At 68.6% G+C, this 19,003-nt stretch carries 19 protein-coding genes, 1 tRNA gene and 1 pseudogene; 8 read left to right on the forward strand and 13 right to left on the reverse strand.

Annotated features, from left to right (window positions below; all coding sequences use genetic code 11):
* The first annotated feature begins 44 nt into the window (after nucleotides 1-44).
* Complete coding sequence (locus FHR38_RS15630; RefSeq protein WP_184535361.1) at nucleotides 45-368, forward strand: TraR/DksA family transcriptional regulator; 324 nt, start codon at nucleotides 45-47, stop codon at nucleotides 366-368.
* A 211-nt stretch (nucleotides 369-579) separates the two neighbouring features.
* Here the strand turns inward: FHR38_RS15630 and FHR38_RS15635 are convergent, their stop codons facing one another.
* On the reverse strand, nucleotides 580-1,353 hold the full coding sequence (locus FHR38_RS15635; protein ID WP_184535362.1) for a rod shape-determining protein: 774 nt from the start codon (nucleotides 1,351-1,353) through the stop codon (nucleotides 580-582).
* A 274-nt stretch (nucleotides 1,354-1,627) separates the two neighbouring features.
* Here FHR38_RS15635 and FHR38_RS15640 point away from each other — a divergent pair, with 274 nt between their 5' ends.
* Nucleotides 1,628-2,497: a rod shape-determining protein gene (locus tag FHR38_RS15640; protein WP_184535363.1), complete on the forward strand. Its 870-nt coding sequence runs from the start codon at nucleotides 1,628-1,630 to the stop codon at nucleotides 2,495-2,497.
* Nucleotides 2,498-2,574: 77 nt separating this feature from the next.
* A complete protein-coding gene (locus tag FHR38_RS32255; RefSeq protein WP_312882173.1) occupies nucleotides 2,575-2,895 on the forward strand; it encodes a TraR/DksA family transcriptional regulator in 321 nt (106 codons plus the stop codon).
* A gap of 99 nt (nucleotides 2,896-2,994) precedes the next feature.
* On the opposite strand, the gene FHR38_RS15650 is transcribed toward FHR38_RS32255, so the two are convergent.
* The gene (locus FHR38_RS15650; RefSeq protein WP_184535364.1) at nucleotides 2,995-3,621 is read right to left on the reverse strand and encodes a response regulator; all 627 of its coding nucleotides are present in this window, start codon (nucleotides 3,619-3,621) and stop codon (nucleotides 2,995-2,997) included.
* Nucleotides 3,618-4,892 (reverse strand): sensor histidine kinase, encoded by a 1,275-nt coding sequence (locus FHR38_RS15655; RefSeq protein WP_184535365.1) that lies wholly within the window; start codon nucleotides 4,890-4,892, stop codon nucleotides 3,618-3,620. The genes FHR38_RS15650 and FHR38_RS15655 overlap by 4 nt, the downstream gene beginning before the upstream one ends.
* A 135-nt stretch (nucleotides 4,893-5,027) precedes the next feature.
* On the opposite strand from FHR38_RS15655, the gene FHR38_RS15660 reads away from it, so the two are divergent.
* Both FHR38_RS15660 and FHR38_RS15665 read left to right on the forward strand, forming a co-directional pair.
* Nucleotides 5,028-6,095 carry an ABC transporter permease gene (locus FHR38_RS15660; protein WP_184535366.1) on the forward strand — a complete coding sequence of 356 codons (1,068 nt, stop codon included), beginning with the start codon at nucleotides 5,028-5,030 and terminating at the stop codon, nucleotides 6,093-6,095.
* Complete coding sequence (locus FHR38_RS15665; protein WP_184535367.1) at nucleotides 6,092-6,793, forward strand: ABC transporter ATP-binding protein; 702 nt, start codon at nucleotides 6,092-6,094, stop codon at nucleotides 6,791-6,793. The genes FHR38_RS15660 and FHR38_RS15665 overlap by 4 nt, the downstream gene beginning before the upstream one ends.
* 180 nt (nucleotides 6,794-6,973) lie before the next feature.
* On the opposite strand, the gene FHR38_RS33565 is transcribed toward FHR38_RS15665, so the two are convergent.
* The 4 genes from FHR38_RS33565 to FHR38_RS15685 form a co-directional block, all read right to left on the reverse strand.
* Complete coding sequence (locus FHR38_RS33565; protein WP_184535368.1) at nucleotides 6,974-8,176, reverse strand: transposase; 1,203 nt, start codon at nucleotides 8,174-8,176, stop codon at nucleotides 6,974-6,976.
* A gap of 488 nt (nucleotides 8,177-8,664) precedes the next feature.
* Nucleotides 8,665-8,859: a hypothetical protein gene (locus FHR38_RS15675; protein ID WP_184535369.1), complete on the reverse strand. Its 195-nt coding sequence runs from the start codon at nucleotides 8,857-8,859 to the stop codon at nucleotides 8,665-8,667.
* Nucleotides 8,860-8,902: 43 nt separating this feature from the next.
* Nucleotides 8,903-9,253 carry a DUF6225 family protein gene (locus FHR38_RS15680; RefSeq protein ID WP_184535370.1) on the reverse strand — a complete coding sequence of 117 codons (351 nt, stop codon included), beginning with the start codon at nucleotides 9,251-9,253 and terminating at the stop codon, nucleotides 8,903-8,905.
* A gap of 139 nt (nucleotides 9,254-9,392) precedes the next feature.
* Nucleotides 9,393-9,767 carry a hypothetical protein gene (locus FHR38_RS15685; RefSeq protein ID WP_184535371.1) on the reverse strand — a complete coding sequence of 125 codons (375 nt, stop codon included), beginning with the start codon at nucleotides 9,765-9,767 and terminating at the stop codon, nucleotides 9,393-9,395.
* 274 nt (nucleotides 9,768-10,041) lie between these two features.
* On the opposite strand from FHR38_RS15685, the pseudogene FHR38_RS15690 reads away from it, so the two are divergent.
* Nucleotides 10,042-10,919, forward strand: a pseudogene (locus FHR38_RS15690) (LacI family DNA-binding transcriptional regulator); the annotation flags it as partial.
* Between the two features lie 107 nt (nucleotides 10,920-11,026).
* On the opposite strand, the gene FHR38_RS15695 reads toward FHR38_RS15690, so the two are convergent.
* Together FHR38_RS15695 and FHR38_RS15700 are read right to left on the reverse strand one after the other, a co-directional pair.
* Nucleotides 11,027-11,100 (reverse strand) — tRNA-Pro (locus tag FHR38_RS15695).
* Nucleotides 11,101-11,169: 69 nt separating this feature from the next.
* Nucleotides 11,170-12,063, reverse strand: a complete 894-nt coding sequence (locus FHR38_RS15700; protein ID WP_184535372.1) for a metallophosphoesterase — start codon at nucleotides 12,061-12,063, stop codon at nucleotides 11,170-11,172.
* A 25-nt stretch (nucleotides 12,064-12,088) separates the two neighbouring features.
* On the opposite strand from FHR38_RS15700, the gene FHR38_RS15705 reads away from it, so the two are divergent.
* Nucleotides 12,089-12,544, forward strand: coding sequence for a GatB/YqeY domain-containing protein (locus FHR38_RS15705; protein WP_184535373.1), 456 nt, complete (start codon nucleotides 12,089-12,091; stop codon nucleotides 12,542-12,544).
* A 129-nt stretch (nucleotides 12,545-12,673) separates the two neighbouring features.
* Here the strand turns inward: FHR38_RS15705 and FHR38_RS15710 are convergent, their stop codons facing one another.
* The gene (locus tag FHR38_RS15710) at nucleotides 12,674-15,070 is read right to left on the reverse strand and encodes a transglycosylase domain-containing protein (RefSeq protein WP_184535374.1); all 2,397 of its coding nucleotides are present in this window, start codon (nucleotides 15,068-15,070) and stop codon (nucleotides 12,674-12,676) included.
* A 406-nt stretch (nucleotides 15,071-15,476) separates the two neighbouring features.
* Between FHR38_RS15710 and FHR38_RS15715 the strand changes: the two genes are divergently transcribed.
* Nucleotides 15,477-15,773, forward strand: a complete 297-nt coding sequence (locus FHR38_RS15715; RefSeq protein WP_184535375.1) for a WhiB family transcriptional regulator — start codon at nucleotides 15,477-15,479, stop codon at nucleotides 15,771-15,773.
* Here FHR38_RS15715 and bagB read toward each other — a convergent pair.
* The 3 genes from bagB to FHR38_RS15730 are packed head-to-tail and all read right to left on the reverse strand — an operon-like array spanning nucleotide 15,760 to nucleotide 18,958.
* Complete coding sequence (bagB, locus tag FHR38_RS15720) at nucleotides 15,760-16,911, reverse strand: ArsA family ATPase (RefSeq protein WP_184535376.1); 1,152 nt, start codon at nucleotides 16,909-16,911, stop codon at nucleotides 15,760-15,762. The two genes, FHR38_RS15715 and bagB, sit on opposite strands and share 14 nt — an antisense overlap.
* Before the next feature lie 54 nt (nucleotides 16,912-16,965).
* Entirely contained in the window at nucleotides 16,966-17,940 is a 975-nt protein-coding gene (gene bagA / locus FHR38_RS15725; protein WP_184535377.1) for an ATPase BagA, read from the reverse strand.
* 25 nt (nucleotides 17,941-17,965) lie between these two features.
* Nucleotides 17,966-18,958, reverse strand: a complete 993-nt coding sequence (locus FHR38_RS15730) for an Rv0361 family membrane protein (RefSeq protein ID WP_184535378.1) — start codon at nucleotides 18,956-18,958, stop codon at nucleotides 17,966-17,968.
* Between the last annotated feature and the right edge of the window lie 45 nt (nucleotides 18,959-19,003).

Raw genomic sequence — 19,003 nt, forward strand, 5'->3', positions numbered from 1 at the left:
GGCGGAGCTTATTAGCTCCGGCCTTTTTCTTTTTGGGGGACAACATGAGCACCGATACCCAGAACACCGCCGAGCGTGACTGGATCACGGATCTGCGTACCTCGCTGACCAGCGAGTTCGAGGCGCAGACGGCCCGACTGACCGAGCTCACCTCGGACGCCGGAGATTCCGGCGAGGCACACACCCGAGCGGCGCTGATCGCCACCACGCGACAGAGCCTCACCCAGGTCACCGAGGCACTGCGCCGAATCGCGGAGGGCCGGTACGGCAGCTGCGAGAAGTGCGGGAGGGACATTCCCCGGGAACGGCTGGAAATCTTGCCGCACGCTCGGTTCTGCGTGCCGTGCCAGCAGAAGCACGGAGCCTGACACCAGTACCCGACCGGTGTGAGGGCAGCGCACCAGCGTGGCGCGGGGAGCCCGGGGTGAATACTCAACCCCGGGCTCCAGCCGGTGGACGCCGCGCCGAGCCAAGCCAGCCTGCCGACGCCGCGCCGAGCCAGCCAGCGGCGTATTGCCGCGCCGAGCCAGCCGACGGACGCCGCCCGGAGCCAGCCAGGGCTGGTTAGGTGGTCGGCAGTCAGGCGGTCATCAACAGGCGCAGGCCGCGGATGGTGGCCAGTCGACTGTCCGCCGGCATCGTCACGATCCGGCCGGTGAGGGCGGCCAGGCGCCCGGCCACATCCGGGCCGGCCGCGCCACCGCCGGTCAGCAGCAGCAGGCGTCGGTGTCCCAGCCGGGCCGACTCGCGGGCCAACTGTCGTACCGTGGCCGCGATGGCCGGCACCTGGTCGAGCAGGTTGTCCGGGCCGACGCGCTCGGCGGCGGTCACCGTGCCCCCGGTGATCCGGACCACCTCGGTACGCCCCTGCCCCAGGTCCACCGCCACCACGTCGTTGCCGGTTTCCAGGCTCATCCGGCAGGACAGGGCGGCGGCCAGTGGCTCTTCGACGGCCACCACCCGACCGCCGGTCGCCCGGCCCACGGCGGCGGTGAGAAGATCCTGCTGCCACAGGGTGGCGGTGGCGGGCACGCCGACGAGCACCGGCGACACGTCGCCGACCGGTCGGGCGCTGGCCGTGACCAGCGCTTGCAACAGGTGTACGCAGGCCCGGAAGTCGTCGATCACGCCGTCCTGGATCGGACGGACCAGCCGTACCCGGCCCGACCTGGCGAGCGTCAGCGCAGCGTGACCTACCGCGCGGACCATTCCCGCCGAGTCGTAGGCCACCACCGTCGGCTCGTCGATGACCGAACCGGCCGCCGGCGTCCAGATCCGGACATTCGCCGTGCCCAGGTCGATAGCCAGCGGATGCGGGACGCCAGGACGGGCGTACACGCCGGGGCCGAGCATCGCAGCGCTCCTTCCACACAGAGATCAGCCAGGGACTGCCACCCACGGCTGAGGTTCTTTCACGGTTGGACAGCGGTTGAGACGGGGCATCGCGCCCGCCAGCCGTCCATGAGTCCGGCCACCATAGTCGTACGGTCAGGAAATCGCCACGCTGTGCTGGTAATTCCCGGAGCGCTGTGGGCACTCTTTGCCGGCGACCGGCAAGTAGCGGAGCCGTTGTTCGCCGCAGGCAGCCCGTGTTGCGAACGGTGTTAGGGCGCACGCTGGAACTTCGATGTCGAAACGCCGACGTCGTACCGGAATCAGCGAGGAGGCGGTGATGACGATCAGTACGGCAAGCCCGGAGCGGGCCGACTCGACCGTTCGCCGACGCTCGTCCGTCACAGCACGGCGGTCCGAACCCGACACCGTCGCCCGTCCGGCCGCGATCGCCGTTGACCTGGGCAGCGGTCAGGCTCGGGTCTGGACCGCCGGAAACGGTGAACGCACCGCCACGACCACCGGTAAGGCGCTCGGTCAGGCTGTGCCGTTGTTGCGGCGGGGCCGGATCGTCGACGACGCCGGCTGCGTCACCCTCCTCACCCGACTACTCGAAGAGCACCCGGATCTGCCGCCAGGACCTCCGGTCGTGGTGGCCTGCCGGCCGGTATTGACCACTGCGGACGATCAGGCCCGACTCCGTCAGGTGCTGACCGCCGCGTTCACCCCGGCCCGGATCCTGCTGCTCGACACCGTGCTGGCAGCGGCGATGGGGGCCGATGCGGCCAGCGGTGTACTGCTCGTCGTCGACATCGGGGAACAGCTGACCGAGGTGGCGATGATTGCTAACGGCCGGGTGGCCGCCGCGCGCCGAATCGATCTGGGCACCGGAGACCTGGGCCTGGGGGTCAGCGCAGACCTACTCGCCGACATCGTCACCCGGCTGGTGGCGCAGTTGGAGCCCGAACCTGGCAGCCGACTGGCGGCGATGCCGCCGAGCGCAGTGCTGGTGGTGGGCGGCGGTGCCGCTACCGCTGGGCTGACCCGGCGTCTGGCGGACCACCTGCACGTACCCGTACGCCGGGTGCCCGCGCCGCTCAGCGCGGCGGTGACCGGTGCCGGACGTGCCGCGCTGGCGGCGGTCCGTCACCCCGCCCTCGGCTGACCAGCGGGAATCCCAACGTCTCCGAGTCACGTCGTTGCGGACGTGGACTCCTCTCCTACGTCGGAAGGACCAGGTACGTGACCAGCACCGTGCACAACCCCGCCGAGCTGCTCCGCGACACCCTGGAAGAGCAGTTCAGGACCCACACCGATCAGTTGACCGAGCTGACGGTGTTCAGCCGGCAGCCCGATCTCGGTGGCTACGACCGGGACACCCTCAACGGGTTGATCGCCTCCGCCCGGCAGGGCGTGGCCGACGCCGCGCAGGCGCTGCGCCGGATGTCCGAAGGAACGTACGGCATCTGCGAGCGCTGCCAGGCGAGCATCCCGGTCGGACGGTTGGAGATCCTGCCGCACGCTCGGTTCTGCGTACCGTGCCAGCAGAAGCAGGTCGGCTGAGCGTAACGGGCCGGCGGAGCGCGACCGGCCGGCGGAGCGCGACCGGCCGGCGGAGCCGGTGACTGGCGGCCAGCAGCGGAGCCGATGACCAACGGCCGGTCAGCGGATGGTCCCCCGGCGGCGGGCCTCCGCTACCGCCGCCGTCCGGTTGTCGACCCCGAGCTTGGTGAAGACCTGCACCAGATGGGACTTGACCGTCGCCTCGGTGATGAAGAGTCGTCGACCGATGGCCTGGTTACCCAGGCCATCGGCGACCATCTGCAGGATCTCGGTCTCCCGGCGGGTGAGGGTCCGACCGGGGGACCGGACCCGGGACACCAGCCGGCTGGCCACCGATGGGGCGAGGACGGTCTCACCAGCAGCGGCGGTACGGATCGCGGCCAGCAGGTCCGCCGGGTCGGCGTCCTTGAGTAGGTAGCCGGTCGCCCCGGCCTCGATCGCGGGCAGGATGTCGGCGTCACTGTCGTACGTGGTCAGGATCAGTACCCGGGGCGGATGGGACATCGTCCGGATGCGCCGGGTGGCCTCGGCACCATCGATGCCGGCACCGAGTTGCAGGTCCATCAGCACCAGGTCGGGGCGTAGCTCGGTGACTCGGTCGAGGGCGTCTTCCCCGGTGGCGGCCTCCCCGACGACGGTGATCTCGGGATCGGCGTCGAGTGCGGCCCGCAGCCCACCCCGGACGATGGGATGGTCGTCGACGAGCACGATCCGGATGCTGGTCATGGCACCTCATCGGTGAGTGGGACGGTGGCACCGAGTACGGTGCCCTGCCCCGGGGCGGATTCGACGACGAGGGATCCGCCGACCTCGGCCAGTCGGGCCCGCATGGCCGCCAGGCCGAGACCGGTGCCAGCGGTCGGCCCGGAGATCGCCGGAAGTTGGGGGTCGAAGCCGCGCCCGTCGTCGGCCACGTCGAGGCTGACCGCGTGCGGTAGGTAGGTGAGGGTGACCACCACCCGCCGGGCGGCGGCATGCGAACGGACATTGCCGAGGGCCTCCTGGGCCGCCCGCAGCAGGCTCACCTCGATCCGGGTGGGTAGCGGCGCGGGCTCGCCTTCCACGGTGAACCGGCCGTCCAGTCCGAACTCGCCGGTGCCGTCCACCAGGCGGCGCAGGGCCTCGGGCAGGGACCGGCCGACCAGCTCCGCCGGAGCGAGGGCCCGGACCAGCCGCCGCGTGTCGTCCAGGGCGGAATGCGCCGCGGCGGTGGCCGTGTCCAGCTGGTGCCGGGCGGCGGCAGGTGCGTCGGGATACGCGCTCCGCGCCGCCCGCAGCAGCAGGATGATGCTGGAGAGGCTCTGGGCGACGGTGTCGTGGATCTCGCGGGCCAGCCGTTCCCGTTCGGCGAGGGTGCCGGCCCGGCGCTCGGTGGTGGCGAGCTGGTCCTGGGCGGCGGTCAGTTCCGCCAGCAGCCGGTCCCGGATGTCCGTCTCCCGGCGTAGGCCCTGGTAGACCAGGGTGATCACGACCGCGACCGCAGCCCCGATGACCGGCCCCAGTACGGCTGCGGGGTCGAGCCGCCCCCGGTGCAGGCCGAACGCGGTGACCACCCCGGCGGTCAGTACGGCGACGGCCGGGAGTGCACCGGCCAGCGGCAGGAGTTGCGGGTAGAGCAGGAACAGGACGAAGGCCAACCAGACGAAGTCCACCGAGAGGACCACCAGTCCCGCCCAGCCGGCGGTGAGCACGAGCAGCCAGGCCAGTCCGAGCCAGCCGGCGCGGGTGCGTCCCGCCAGCAGCCCCGGGCCACGGTGGGCCACTGTCCCGGCCGGGGAGGTAACCAGGTCGGTCACCGGGACGGTGCGTTGAGCCACCACGACGCCCAGGACGTACCACGCGCCGAGGAGTAGGGCACCGGTCAGCACGACCACCGCCGGCCGGCCGTCGAGCACGGCTCGCGCCGCCCCCACGGTGAGCAACCCGATGAACAGGATGTGCTCGGCCCGGCGGAGCAGGACCAGCGCGACCGAACCGGAAAGTGCGACGTCACCCATGACGCTACCGACAGTAGTGGGATCGGTGGTGGTGCGGCCCCCAACTTTGGTTGGAGATCGGCCTGCCACCTTCGCGGCCGGGCGGCCCGTCTCCGGTCCGATGGCGGCAGCGGCGTGGGCGACGAGGCTGGATACATGTTCATCGCACTTCGTGACCTGCGGTTCGCCCGGGGACGGTTCGCGCTCCTCGGTGGCGTCATCGCCCTGATGACGCTGATGGTCGTGCTGCTCACCGGGCTGACCGCCGGGCTGGGCGCGGCCAGCATCTCGGCGGTAGCGCGGCTGCCGGTCGACGACATCGCCTTCCAGCAGCCGGCGTCCGGGCAGCAGGTCGCCTTCGCTACCAGCGCCCTGCCGGCGGAGACGGTCGGCACGATCGCCGGGCAGCCGGGCGTGACCGGGGCGTACCCGCTCGGGGTCGCCACCACCCGGTTGCAGGCCGGTGAGAGTTCGGCGGCGGTGACGCTGCTGGGGGCCGACCCGGCCCTGTACCCGACCCGCCAGCAGGGGGCGGCCCCGACCGCCGGCGAGGTGGCGATCACCGCCGACCTGGCCGACGAGCAGTCGCTGCGGGTCGGCGACCGAGTCCAACTCGGCGGTCAGGAGGTACGGATCGCGGCGATCGTGGACACCGTCTCCTTCAACCACCTGCCGGTCGCCTACACCCCCATCGACACCTGGCGGCAGTTGTCCCGGGCCGAGACGATCACCGCGGTGGCGATCACCCGGGACGGCGGCGACCCGACCGCCATCGACCGGGCCGCCGGCACCGCCACGGTCAGCCGCGACGAGGCGTACGACGCGGTCGGTGGCTACTCGTCCGAGCAGGGGTCGCTGAACCTCATGCGCGGGCTGCTGCTCGGTGTGTCCGTGCTGGTCGTCGGGGCGTTCTTCACGGTCTGGACGATGCAGCGCGCCGGCGACCTCGCGGTCGTCCGGGCCATCGGCGGCGGCCGGGGCTACCTCCTCCGGGACGCCCTGGGACAGGCCGCCGTGGTGTTGCTCGCCGGTGCCTCGGTCGGTGCCGGGGTGGCTGCCGCGCTCGGTGTACTGGCCGGACAGGTGGTGCCGTTCGTGCTTGACGCCGGCACCGTCGGGATTCCGCTGGTGGCGATGGTCGCCGTCGGCGTCCTCGGGGCGGCGGTGTCCGTACGCCGGGTCAGCAAAGTCGATCCTCTTACCGCACTGGGAGCAGCCCGATGACCCTCGACCTGACCGATGTCCGGTTGACGTATCCGGATGGTGATCGCCGCCTGGTGGCGCTGGACGACGTCGACCTGCACGTTCCCGCTGGGGAGCTGGTCGCCGTCACCGGCCCGTCCGGTTCCGGTAAGTCCAGCCTGCTGGCGGTCGCCGGGGCCCTGATCACGGCCGAGTCCGGCACGGTCACCGTTGCCGGGGTGGCGGTCGGCCCGCTCGACCAGGCCGGTCGGGACCGGCTGCGCCGGGAGCGGATCGGGTTCGTTTTCCAACAGGCCAACCTGCTGGGCTCGTTGACCGTGTTGGACCAGTTGCTGCTCGTTGCCCACATCAACCGGACACCGCGTACCACAGCCCGGGACAGGGCTCGACACCTGCTGGATCGGGTCGGTCTGGCAGCCAAGGCCGGACGGCGTCCGCACCAACTCTCCGGCGGCGAACGGCAGCGGGTCGGGGTGGGGCGGGCCCTGATGGGGGAGCCCAGTCTGCTGCTGGTCGACGAGCCGACCTCGGCACTCGATCACGAACGCGGCGAGACCGTCGTACGGCTACTGCGGGACATCACCCACGAGAACCGGATCGCGACGGTGCTGGTCACCCACGACCTGCAACACCTGCATCTCACCGACCGGGCGGTGACCATGCACGACGGGCGGCTGTCCGAGGTCCGCCCGGCCACGGCTTCAACCCGACCCGCCTAACCTCCTGGTGGCATCGACTGCGGAACCACCGCCGCTTTGGGTGCATCTGTTGTTGCTCCCCGGGCTGTTGCGAAATGAAGTTGGGGGGTGTTAGCGGGTGCTGGTGGTATTCGGGGTTTGATGTTGTTGGGGCCTGTGGGGTGTGGCCGGCGGGTTGGGGTGGTTCGTGGACTGGCTGCGCTATGCCTTGCCGGGTAGGAGATGGCCGGTGGTGCGGAGGGTGTGTACCAGCCGGTTGATGTTGTAGGTGGCGCAGATGAACTTCCATTCGGCGGTAGCACGGTCCAGACCGCGGCGGGTGAGGGTGCGGATGCCTGTGTTGTGTTTGATGTGGCCGTGGGGGGTCTCGGCGATGTGTCCGCGTTGGCGGTAGGTGGCGATGCCTTCGGGGGTGCGTAACCGCTGGGCCATCTGCTGGACCGGATCGGTGTGGTGGGGCTGGTCGGGATCCGGTGGCGGGTCGGCGGGTTGGGTACGGGCCGATTTCTCCACGTCGTGGCTTTTGCCGGTGGCGATGAGCCGGTCGGGTCCGGCGGCGGTGAGATTCTCCTCGGACAGGTAGCCGGCGTCCATGACCATTGTGCCGATCCCGTTCGGGTGGCGCGGACAGGATCGGCGGGTCGCACCGGTGGCCGGCGAGGCGGTTGGTGTTGGCGGTGAGTCCTGGCTGTCTTTTGGTGGGCAGGTGCAGGTCAGTTGCGCTGCTTCGGCCTGGTCGCGATGGGCACCGGTGATGAGGTTGGCGGCGTCTTCGGCGGCGGCCATCATCGGCTTTGCCTGTTCAACATCACCGGTGTCCTGGGTCAGTTCGGTGGCGATGATCAGATGGTCGGCCGAGACCACGTTTTGCGGGTTGTAGCCCTGGATGAACCCGGACTTGGTCGGCATGAGCCGACTGTCCGGGTCGGTGACGTTACGCACCCGCGGCCGTTGATCGGCCACCTGGCGTTCCCGCTCGGCCGCCCGCGCCAGCGCCTTGTCCAACCACGTACGCGCCCGCACGACCGCGAAGTGTTCATCGACCGGGCGGGGCCGCGCACCGACCAGCCCGCTACCCGTCGCGGCGATCTTGTCGGCGTTGCGCTGCTCCCACTCGGCGATCGTGGCTTGCCGAGCGGCGATGGCCTGTTCCAGCCGTAGCCTGGCCGAGGCAACCTCCGCGTTGACCGGCACGTTACCGCGGATACGCTCACCGCGACGTTGACGCTGCAGATACTGATCCGCCTTAGCCCCAGCCTCGGCCTGTCCGGCGGTCCGCTCGGCCTCCAGCTCGGCCAATGCCCGCCGCAGCCGCGGCCCACGACAGCGCTCATCGGCCAACTCCTCGGGCAGCTGGTCACCGCCGCAGGCGCCGCCGAACAGCGCATCCTCGGCCCGCGACAACAGATGTACTCAAACTCCCGCTCGGACATGCCAGTAGCCCGGTCATGATCGCTCAACGAGCGACATGACTGGTGGAAACCGAGCCCTCCCGATGAGCGTCGGCTCGATCCGTTACGTCATCCCGTGTCGATCACCGTGCCCGACCTGCCGCGCGGGTGGGTCGGCCCGGACCAGCCTCGTACCGTGATCCACCTGTCGGTCGGCGACGACCGCTGAGAAACGATGATTGGCTTGGAAACGAATCAGGGCCCCTCCGTGGAGGGGCCCTGATTCTTACCTCTGGTCGGGGTGGCCGGATTCGAACCGACGACCTCTTCGTCCCGAACAAGGTCAACATCCGTTCCTGGCGTGGACGTTTGGCTATCGACCCTGGTCCGACCCTTGATGTCCGTTGGTCTGGCGACGTGAGCGAGGCGGTCGGGGGAAGATCATCTCCCCGATTTCTCCCAGGACTCGGCATGCGCTGTTGCCACCTGGTGCGCACCGATCTACTGCTCGTCGGTCCGCTGGGCTGGCCGGTTCTCAGCGATCCACGCCACCACCGCAGCCCGTTCCCAGATTCGCCCGGTCGCCAAGGTGTCCAACGGTGCCGGGAACCCGGGGCGCGCCACGATCTCCGACGCACGCTGCCGGCTGACGCCGCCCAACATCTGCTGGATTTCCGACATGCCCGCAAGCCGCATAAACCCGACCGTACGGGCTTGTCGTCTAGCTACCCCGTCAAGTTCACGGGGTTGGTGTTGGTTTAGCGTTGGGGTCGACCTCAGGTGCTGTATTTGCAGGTCGCACATAATCATCAGCGGGATAATCGACCCGAATGATTAATTCATCCGATCTCAGGTAGTCGCCATCATCGACGGTGGCGCCGGTGACCACGAACTGATCGTTGCCCCACGGGTCAGGATGACCAGAGCTCGGACCGAAAGCCACCTCCGCCCTCAGCACCATGTCATCCGGGAGACCGTCCAGCGCGTTCCGCAACTTCCCGACGGTCCACCTCGCGACATCGTGCCTGTACCGCTCGATTGGTCCATCCCACCATGATTCAGACAGCGGAAGCTGGCGGCTGCTTGGCATGGAGCGAGGCTACCTAACGCACCATCGCCGGACGTACAAGGTCAAGCGAACCTTGACGCCGCATGCGAATGGTTTCCTATGCTCCGTCGGCCGGCTTCACGAACGTGCCCTTCCCGGGCACCACGTAGACCAAGCCCTGCTACCACGGCCAACGCGTGGCCAGGTGGGCTGGCTCTTCACCCGGCGACACCACGAACACGTGCTCTCCGCTGTCATCGAACACCAGCAGCGGCCCGGACCGCGATGCCAGCGCCACCACTGCGGCCAGCACCGCACTGCCGGATGGCTTGCGGAACCCGATGTCGGTCACGACCTGACCCAGCTCCACCGGCTCGTCACCGTCTACACCATCGACGCCCAGACTGACCTCGCCTAGGTCCAGGCCGCCCATCGCCGCGCAGGTGGCCGGGTCCGGGCAACCCGGAAGATCGCGGGTCAGATCATGCCCGGCAACCTGGAACCACGGCACGCCGTGACAGCCGGCCTCCCAAAACGCGGACAGGACCTGCGCCACCGTCGGCAACTCACGGGCCGATAATGGCTCCTCGGGCAGCCCAAAGGACGACCCAGCCCCGGCTACCCACTCAAATCCACCGTCTGCGACTGCGGTATGCAGGGGCGTCACCAGCAAGTGCCAACTCACAGCACGCATCGTGCCATCCAACGGCCAGAAGCCCGAGGTGCGAACAGGCCCCTCCCGGACGGCCTCGCCCTACTATCGATCCAGGCACCAGACCTATTCGATCACGACCTGGCGTAAAGCATCCTGCGATGCCGTTCCGTCAACCGTTGCCATCGTCCTTAAAGGCTTCACGGGAATGAGGTGGGGTGAGTTGGTCGGGCTTGAAACGAAATTCGTTCGAACGGGCAGTATTCGCGTGGAGTGGCAGCTTTACGAGTTGGATACGGGAGAGCTTCACCGGTGCCCGACTGGCTGGCGGAACTCGTCGCGAACCACATAGCGCGAACCCAGCCAAAGCCGTGCGAGTGTCACGGGCTGAGGTACGTCTTTCAGGGCTATCGAGCGGCCAACGGTGCGGCGCGTGCACCTGGTGCGAAGCTGGTTGATGTTGCTCGCCGCGCGGGTGTTTCGACCGGCACGGTCTCGGCGGTGCTGAACCATCCGGAGTCTGTGGCTGAACTGACCAAAGCGAGGGTCGCGACCGCCATTGCCGATCTTGGCTACGTACGCGGTGGGTCGTCTGGGAAGCTGGCCGCTCATTGGCGTAGAACCGGCTTTGCAACCTGGCTCTTCGGGCCGGCGGCTACGGGCTGGTATCCGCGTAAGGCTCCCCATGCTGCGCGTCCGGTGCCGATCCTGGGCGATCCCTGGCCCGGGGTGCCAGCGCGCGGCAGGGGGGCTGCTGGCCGTGCTGACGCTTGCTGGGTGCCCATTGCCCCAGGCCTCACACCGCATGGACTGAGGCACACGCACAAGACTCTCATGGAGGAACTGGCGGTGCCTCCAAAGCGCATGGATGAGCGGATGGGGCATGAGGATGGGTCGGTGCAGGCTCGGTACTCCCACGTCACGGCGACGATGCGTCGATCGCTCCTGGAGGGCTTGACCGAGCTGTGGGAGTCGGCCCTAGATGCCCGACGTGAGATGAGCGACAGGTCGCCCGTCTCGGCGTTGGATTGCTTGCTGAGGAAGTCCGACAGCTAGGGGCAGGAGAGTTCTTCTCCCAGATTTCTCCCCGGGAGGGTCTTGGAAACGAGTCAGGGCCGGTCTCCCTAGCTGGAAGATCGGCCCTGACCTGCACTAACTCTCGGTCGGGGTGGCCGGATTCGAACCGACGACCTCTTCGTCCCGAACGAAGCGCGCTACCAAGCTGCGCCACACCCCGAGGCGTGCGGAGCAATACTAGCCCACCGTCCCGGAGGGGCAAACTCGGTACCCGGCCGCCCGCGTTACCTCAGCGAGGGATCAGGGTCAGCAGCGACGCCTCGGGTGGGCAGGCGAACCGGACCGGCGCGGTGGGGTGGGTGCCCAGGCCAGCGGAGACGTGCAGCCAGGCATCGGAGGAGGGCCACCGATGTAGCCCCCGGGCCATCGATCGAGGCAGATCACAGTTGGTCACCAGGGCCCCGACGAAGGGCACCCGTACCTGGCCGCCGTGGGTGTGTCCGGCGAGCAACAGGTCGAACCCGTCGGCGGCCATCTCGTCCAACAGTTGGGGGTCGGGCGAGTGAGTGAGGGCGATCGACAGGTCGACGTCGGGGGAGACCAGCCCGGTGACCGAGGGGTAGTCGTCCCGCCCGATGTGCGGGTCGTCGACCCCGATCAGTTCCACGGTCCGTCCGCCGGCCTTGATCGACGTACGAGCGTTGTTGAGGTCGGCCCAACCCGCACCGACCAGCACCTCACGAAGATCCTCCGTCGGCAGCTCGACGCCCTGGACGTACTCGCGGTCGGGGAAGAAGTAGCTGAAGGGGTTCTTCCAGACCGGCCCCCGGTAGTCGTTGGAGCCGAAGACGAAGGCCCCCGGATAGTTCAGAAGTGGTTGCAGCGCCCGCAGCACGCCCGGGACCGCCTCGGGATCGGCGAGGTTGTCCCCGGTCACCACGACCAGATCCGGGTCGGTGGCGGCCAGTGAGGCCACCCATTCCTGTTTGCGTCGTTGGCCGGGGGTCATGTGCAGGTCGGAGAGGTGGAGGACCCGTAGCGGCTCCGCGTCGGCCGCCAGCACCGGCACGTCGTACCGCCGCAGGGTGAACATGTTCCGCTCGATGAGCGACGCGTACGCCAGGGTGGCGCCCCCGATCGCGGCAGTCCCGGCGGCCAGTCGTAATACGGTGCGCTTTCGCATGGCGCTCAGGGTAGTTTGACCGTCCATGGGCACGCTGAAGGACCTCCTGACTACGGACATGCGCGCGGCGCTGAAGGCACGCGACGAACTGACCACGTCCACCCTGCGAATGGCGCTGGCTGCCATCGGTAACGCCGAGGTAGCCGGCAAGGCCAAGCGGGAGCTCTCCGACGACGAGGTGCTGGCCGTGCTGACCAAGGAGGCGAAGAAGCGCCGGGAGGCGGCGACCGCGTTCGCCGACGCCGGCCGGGCCGAGCAGGCGGCGAAGGAGACCGCCGAGGGTGAGGTGCTCGACCGCTACCTGCCCAAGCAGCTCGACGACGCGGAACTGGCCGAGCTGGTTTCGGGGGCGCTGGCCGAGGGTGAGTTCACCGGAAAGGGCCAGATGGGCCCAGCCATGAAGGCGGCTCAGGCCGCGGTGGCCGGCCGGGCTGAGGGGGGCCGGGTGGCGGCCGAGGTACGTCGCCAGCTTGGCGTCTGACCGGCCGAGCGCACGGACCCAAGTCGACGGTACGAACAACAGCCGGTGGCCCGGAGCCGCAAGATCGGCAAAAAGCGAGCGGGGCAGGCACCTCTTCAGGTGTCTGCCCCGCTCGGTCAGCTGATCCGGTTACCGGCGTGGTCGACCTCCGCCGCCGTTGTTGTTGTCGTCATTGTCGTTTTGCTTGCCGTTGCTGACCTCGATGGTCACGGTGCCGCCCTTGACGGTACGACCGTCGGGGCTGGTGCCGGCGACCGTACCGGCCGGGCAACTCGAATCGACCTGCCGGTTGTCCACCTCGACGTCGAACCCGGCGTCCTTGATCCGGGCCCGTGCGGCGTCGACCGACTGACACTTGACGTTCGGGATGGAGACCTGGTCCCCGTTGGCGGTCTTGCTGCCGGGCGGGGTGAACTCAATACTGGGCTTGCCCTTCATCGCGTCCCGCAGCGTCTCGTAGACGGCCGGGTTGACGATGTTGTGCGACATCACGTCCGTGGTCTGTGCCCAGTCCGGGTCGGCGAGGATGCCGGCCACCGAGAGCTGCTTGGTGGTGACCACCATCGCCGCGGTCTTCTCCGCGTCGGTGGTACCGGTCTTGCCGGCCACCGGCTTGCCGACGGCACCACGCACGCCGCCGGCGGTCGCGCCCCGACACCTTGAGGTGGCCGACCGGTCACCGACCGGGCAGCGGGCCGCGTCGATGGCGGCCCGGGCCACCTCGGGCTTCACCGCCTGGTCACAGCGGGGGTTCGCGATGTCGAGCTTCTTGCCGTCGTGGTCGCGGATCTCCTGCACCGGGATCGGCTCGCAGTGCTTGCCATCAGCGGCCAGGGAGGCGTACGCGTTGGCCAGGTCCAGCGGGGTCACTGCCGAGACGCCGAGGGTGAAGGCACCCCACATGTCTGCGGCGTCCTTGTTGTCGGCGAACTTCGCGTCTTCCGCGGAGAGGAACTTGATGCCGAGTTTCTTCGCCGCCTCGACCACGTTCGCCGCGCCGACCTTCTGCTGTAGCGGGACGAAGTAGGTGTTGACCGAGGAGCCCATGGCGCTCCACATGTTGTGGTTGCCGGCCATGCTGTCGCTGGCGTTCTTCGGGCAGTAGTAGTTGGTGCCCGGGCAGGCCGCCTTGCTGCCGTACTCGACCGGGTACTTCGACTTGAACTGCACCGGTGAGTTGATCGAGTAGTCGAGTGGGTAGCCCTTTTCGAGGGCCGCCACCAACGTGAATATCTTGAACGTCGAACCGGCCTGGTAGCCGTGGATGTCGCCGCCCCCGGTGATCAGCGGGTTGGTGGTGTTCGGGTAGGTGCCTCGAATCTTCCGCTTGGCCTTGGCCGGGTTGCTGGACATCTTGTTCTGCGGCTTGTTCGGGTCGTCCAGCTTGTAGTTGCGGTTGGTGGCCAGTGCGCGTACCCGACCGGTGCCCGGTTCGACCGCCGCGACCATCAGCGCGTTCTTGCTGCCGGTCTTCAGTTTCCGCTCGACGGCCTTCTTTGCCGCCTCCTGCGTCTTCACGTCGAGGGTGGTGACGATGCTGTAGCCGCCGCTCTTGAGCCGGCGTTCCCGGTCGTACCGGGTCTCACCGAACGGCTCCTGGTCCAGCCACCAGCGATAGAAGTAGTCGCAGAAGAAGCCCCAGTGGTTCTTGTTGGCCGCGACGCAGCCGTTCGGGACCTTCTTGTCCTTGACGACGAGCTTGACCGCCTTGGCGGCCTCGCCCTCGGGCTGGGTGACCATGCCGAGCTTCACCATGTTGTCGATCACGTAGTCCCGGCGTTCCACCGCGGCCGGGTAGCCGGACTTGGTGGCCGGGTTGTTCTGCGACGGTGCCTTGACCAGCCCGGCGAGCATGGCCGCCTCGTCGATCGTCAGGTCCCGGGGATGTTTGCCGAAGTAGACCTGGCTGGCTGCGAAGATGCCGTACGCGCCGTTGCCGAAGGCGGCGAGGTTGAGGTAACCCTCCAGGATCTGTTCCTTCGACATGTCCTGGCTGATCTGGATCGCGTAACGCATCTCCTTCGCCTTGCGGGCGGCGGTGTCCTCGGTCGCGTCCACCACGTCCTGGGGATGCGTCGCCGAGTAGGCGATGGAGAGGCGGACGTACTGCATGGCGAGCGTGGACGCTCCCTGGGTGTCACCGCCGCTGTTGTTGGACAGGAAGGCGCGGCCCACCCCCTTCAGGTCGACGCCATTGTGCTTGTAGAAGTTGTGGTCCTCGGCCGCGATGATTGCTTTCTGCATGTTCGGCGAGATGTCCTTGATCGGGACGTCCCGCCGGTTCTCGTCGAACATGCTGGCGAGCGGGGTCTTACCGTCCGCTGCGTAGAGGTAGCTGGCCTGTGGCGACCGCTTGACGGTCAGCTCACTGGGCAGCTTGTCGAAGGTCTCCGCACCTGCCTTGGCGGCCAGACCGGACATCGCCACTGCTGGGAAGGCGGCTGCGGCGACCACCACACCGGCCAGCAGTCCGCAGATCAGTAGCGATGCGGCGTTGGTAAGCACATTGTGGTCACGTTTGCGCATCCAAGTCACTCCGTCAGGGTACGTCAATCGGCAACGAGGTCCTCTCCCGCGTACTTTCCCCATTTCCTGCGGGCGTTGGCCTCGTTGTGCTAGACGCACGACTCCTGACATGCGGTTGCGTGTCCCCACTGTCGAGTGTTCCCCATATCGCGGGTCCTCGGCGGTGTTTTCGCAGATCGCCGTCGGGTAGACAGGGCTGCACTGTCGGGCGATCAGTCTGGAGTGTCCGGATTATTAGATTTGGCCGACAACGTTGCGTAATCAGATGACTACAGAGCATGATGGTGCTGCGAGGGGATCGCATGCCGTCCGGCGCGCCCGGGGAAGGCGCGGTGGACGGCCGGGGGGTTATCGCCGGCTGGCCGGCAGAGGTCGGTAGCGGGACTGCAAGGGGGGACGTAATCAGATGGGCATGATTCCAGACTGGCCCACGTTGGCGGCGTGTCAGAACGGTGATCCTGATGCGCTGTTCGTGCAAGGCGCGGAGCAGAACGTGGCGAAGAGGATCTGCCGTAGCTGCCCGGTGCGCTACGAGTGCCTGGCTGACGCGCTCGACAACCGTATCGAGTTCGGTGTGTGGGGTGGCATGACCGAACGCGAGCGCCGGGCGTTGCTACGTCGACACCCACAGGTGCCGAGCTGGAAGAAGATGTTCGAGGCCGCGATGCGGGACAAGAACAAGTCGCTGGTCACGACTGGCTGATCGCCGCACCAATCGTGCGTAGCCCGTCGATGTCGTGCACATCGGCGGGCTGCGCCGTGACCGCCACCGTCGGGACCGTGGGGAAGGCCTCGGTGAACCGGGCGGCCACCCGTTGCTCCCGCGTCGCCTGCCGGGCCAGCGTCGCGTGTACCCGCAACGCCGCCACGGTCGCCTCGTGCCCGCCGGCCGCAGCCAGATGCTCGGCGGCGGCCAGGCTCTGCTCGGCATCCGGCTCCGCGACGAGCGGACGGTGCACGCGGTTGAGCACCAGGCCGGCCAGTGGCATCCGCTCCTCACCGAGCCGTCCGGCGAAGTACGCCGCCTCCCGGACCGCGTCCGGCTCCGGGGCTGCGACCAGCAGGAATGCCGTCTCCCGGGCCTGAAGGATGCGGTACGTCTGCTCGGCGCGCTGCCGGAAGCCGCCGAACATCGAGTCCAGTGCGGCCACGAACCCGGACAGATCAGTGAGCAACTGGGCGCCGAGCACCTTCTGCACGACCTTCGAGAACATCCCGAACGAGGCGGTTACCAGGCTGAACATGCTTCGCCCGCCGCTGCGAGCCGGGGCGAGCAGCAGCCGCAGCATCCGGCCGTCGAGGAACCGGGACAGCCGGGCCGGTGCGTCGAGGAAGTCCAGCGCCGATCGCGAGGGCGGCGTGTCGACGACGATCAGGTCCCACTCGCCCCGGGCGTGCAACTGCCCCAGCTTCTCCATCGCCATGTACTCCTGCGTACCGGCGAAGGTCGAACTCATCGCCTGGTAGAAGGGGTTGGCGAAGATCTCTGCCGCCTTCGCCGGATCGGTGTGCGCGAGCACCACGTCGTCGAAGGTCCGCTTCATGTCCAGCATCATGGCGTGCAGCTCGCCGCCGTTCACCTCGACTTCGAGCCCCTTGACCTGGCGCGGGGTGTTGTCCAGCTCGACCAGGCCCAGCGACTGGGCCAGGCGCCGGGCCGGGTCGATGGTGAGCACCACCGTACGACGACCGTGCTGCTCGGCGGCGCGCAGCGCGAGCGCGGCAGCCGTGGTGGTCTTACCCACGCCACCCGCGCCACAGCAGACCACGATCCGGACACCGGGGTCGGCGAGGATCTGGTCGACGTCCAGTCGCGGCGCCGCGTGATCGGAAGGCACCAAACGAGCGTATCGGGATCGGCACGTCGTTCGCCCGGGGCAACGGACAGGTGTGAGTCAGTCGGCCTGACTCAGTCGCTCTGCCAGTACGTTCAGGCCGGTTCGGTCGACCCCTTCGGCCAGCAGCGGCAGTTCGACCAGCGGCCGGCCCAGCTCGACCAGGTCGGTGCGGAGCGAGTCCTCCAGGGCCCGGCGGGTCAGGTGGTTCCTGACCTCGGCGTGCAGTCCGGTGACGGTGGCCCGATCGGCGGGCAGCCCGGCGGCGGTGAGCCCTCGGCGCAGCTCGGCCTGGGTGACCTTGGCCGCCTGCAGCGGGGGCTGGGTGCCGTTGACGATGATCCGGCCGACCGGGATGTTCAACGCGGTCAGCTCGGCCATCGCGTCCACGGTCTCCTGCACCGGCATCTCTTCGAGCAGCGTCACGATGTGCACGGCGGTCATGGGTGAGCGCAGCAGGTTGGCCACGCCCTCGCTCTGGGTCTTGATCGGGCCCACCTTGGCCAGCCGAGCGGCCTCTGCGGTCACGTTGAGGAAACGCCCGATTCGTCCGGTTGGTGGGGCGTCGAGGACGACGGCGTCGTACACCCGGCGCTGGTTGACGGACCGGGTGGTCGCCTCCTTCACCTTGCCGGTGAGCAGGATGTCCCGTAGGCCGGGGGCGATGGTGGTCGCGAAGTCGATCGCACCGAACTTGCGTAGCGCCCGGCCGGCGGCGCCGAGCTTGTAGAACATGTCCAGGTATTCGAGGAGCGCCTCCTCGGGGTCCACCGCCAACGCCCGGACCTCGCCGCCGTGCGCGGCGGTGGCGATCTTGCGTTCCTCGTAGGGCAGAGGGTCGGTCCCGAAGAGTTGGGCGATGCCCTGCCGGCCCTCGACCTCGACCAACAGGGTTCGGCGTCCGTCGGCGGCGAGCGTGAGCGCCAGGGCGGCGGCCACGCTGGTCTTGCCGGTCCCGCCCTTGCCTGTCACCACATGCAGGCGGGCCGGCCAAGCCGTTCGGGCCGGGTTGGCCGGCTGCTCACCTGCTCGCACGTTTCGAGCCTAGCCGCTGGTGCGGTCAGGCCACCTCACACACCCACCAGCCGGTCTTCTTTACCACGGTGAACTTCAATGGCTGTTCGGCCATCTTCTCATCCGAGGTGATCAAGGTGAGCTTGGTCGAGACGATCGCCCGTTCCTCGTTCTTGTCGTCCACCTTCAGCGGCGTCCACCGGAACTTCGGGTCCTTGTTGGCCTCGACCTGGCTCTTGATCCCGTCGACCTTCTTCTTGATCGCCTCGTCGTCGCGGGCTTCGGAGCAGACCAGCTCCGCTGCCTTCTTGGCGTCGCGTTCGACGTATACGGCTTCGAGGAAGTTCTCGACCGCTGCCTCGGGCGCTTCCGCACCGGTGCCGGTCTGGGTGTCCCGCAGAATCAGGAACGCGGCGACGCCGCCGCCGCCGCAGAGCACCAACACCACGGCCAGGACGATCGAGACGATCAGTAGCCCCCGGCGCTTCTTGGGCGGTGTCGGTGGCGGGCCGTAGCCCGGCTGACCGGGTGGCAGGTCCGGGAACTGCGGCTGGCCGGGCATCGGCTGGCCGGGGAAGGCCTGCTGTCCGGGCATCGGCTGGCCCGGCACGGGCTGGCCCGGGTACGGCTGACCCGGAACGGGCTGCGCCGGGTACGGCTGACCGGACACCGGCTGCCCGGACATCGGGTGGCCGGACATCGGGTGGCCGCCGGACACTGGCTGCCCGGACACCGGCTGGGTTGCGAAGGGCTGTGTCGGGTAGGGCTGCCCGGAGACCGGCTGTGTCGGGTAGGGCTGCCCGGACATGGGCTGTGCCGAGTAGGGCTGTGCCGGATACGGCTGCCCGGGCATTGGTTGACCCGGTATCGGCTGCGTAGGTGGCTCCGGAACGGCTCCCGGCTGGGCCGGGAACGGGGTGGTCGGGAGCGCGGCGGTGGGCTCGGCCGGATTCGTCGGCGCGGAGGGTCGGGTCGGATCCTCGTACGGCGGCTGGCTGCCCTGTGGTTGGCCCGCGCCGTCGTTGGGCGGCTGAGTCATCGATCTCCCCCGTTCACCTCGGTGCGCGTGGCCCGTGCGTAGGGT

It is taken from the genome of Micromonospora polyrhachis, assembly GCF_014203835.1.
GTDB classification, from domain to species: Bacteria; Actinomycetota; Actinomycetes; order Mycobacteriales; family Micromonosporaceae; genus Micromonospora_H; species Micromonospora_H polyrhachis.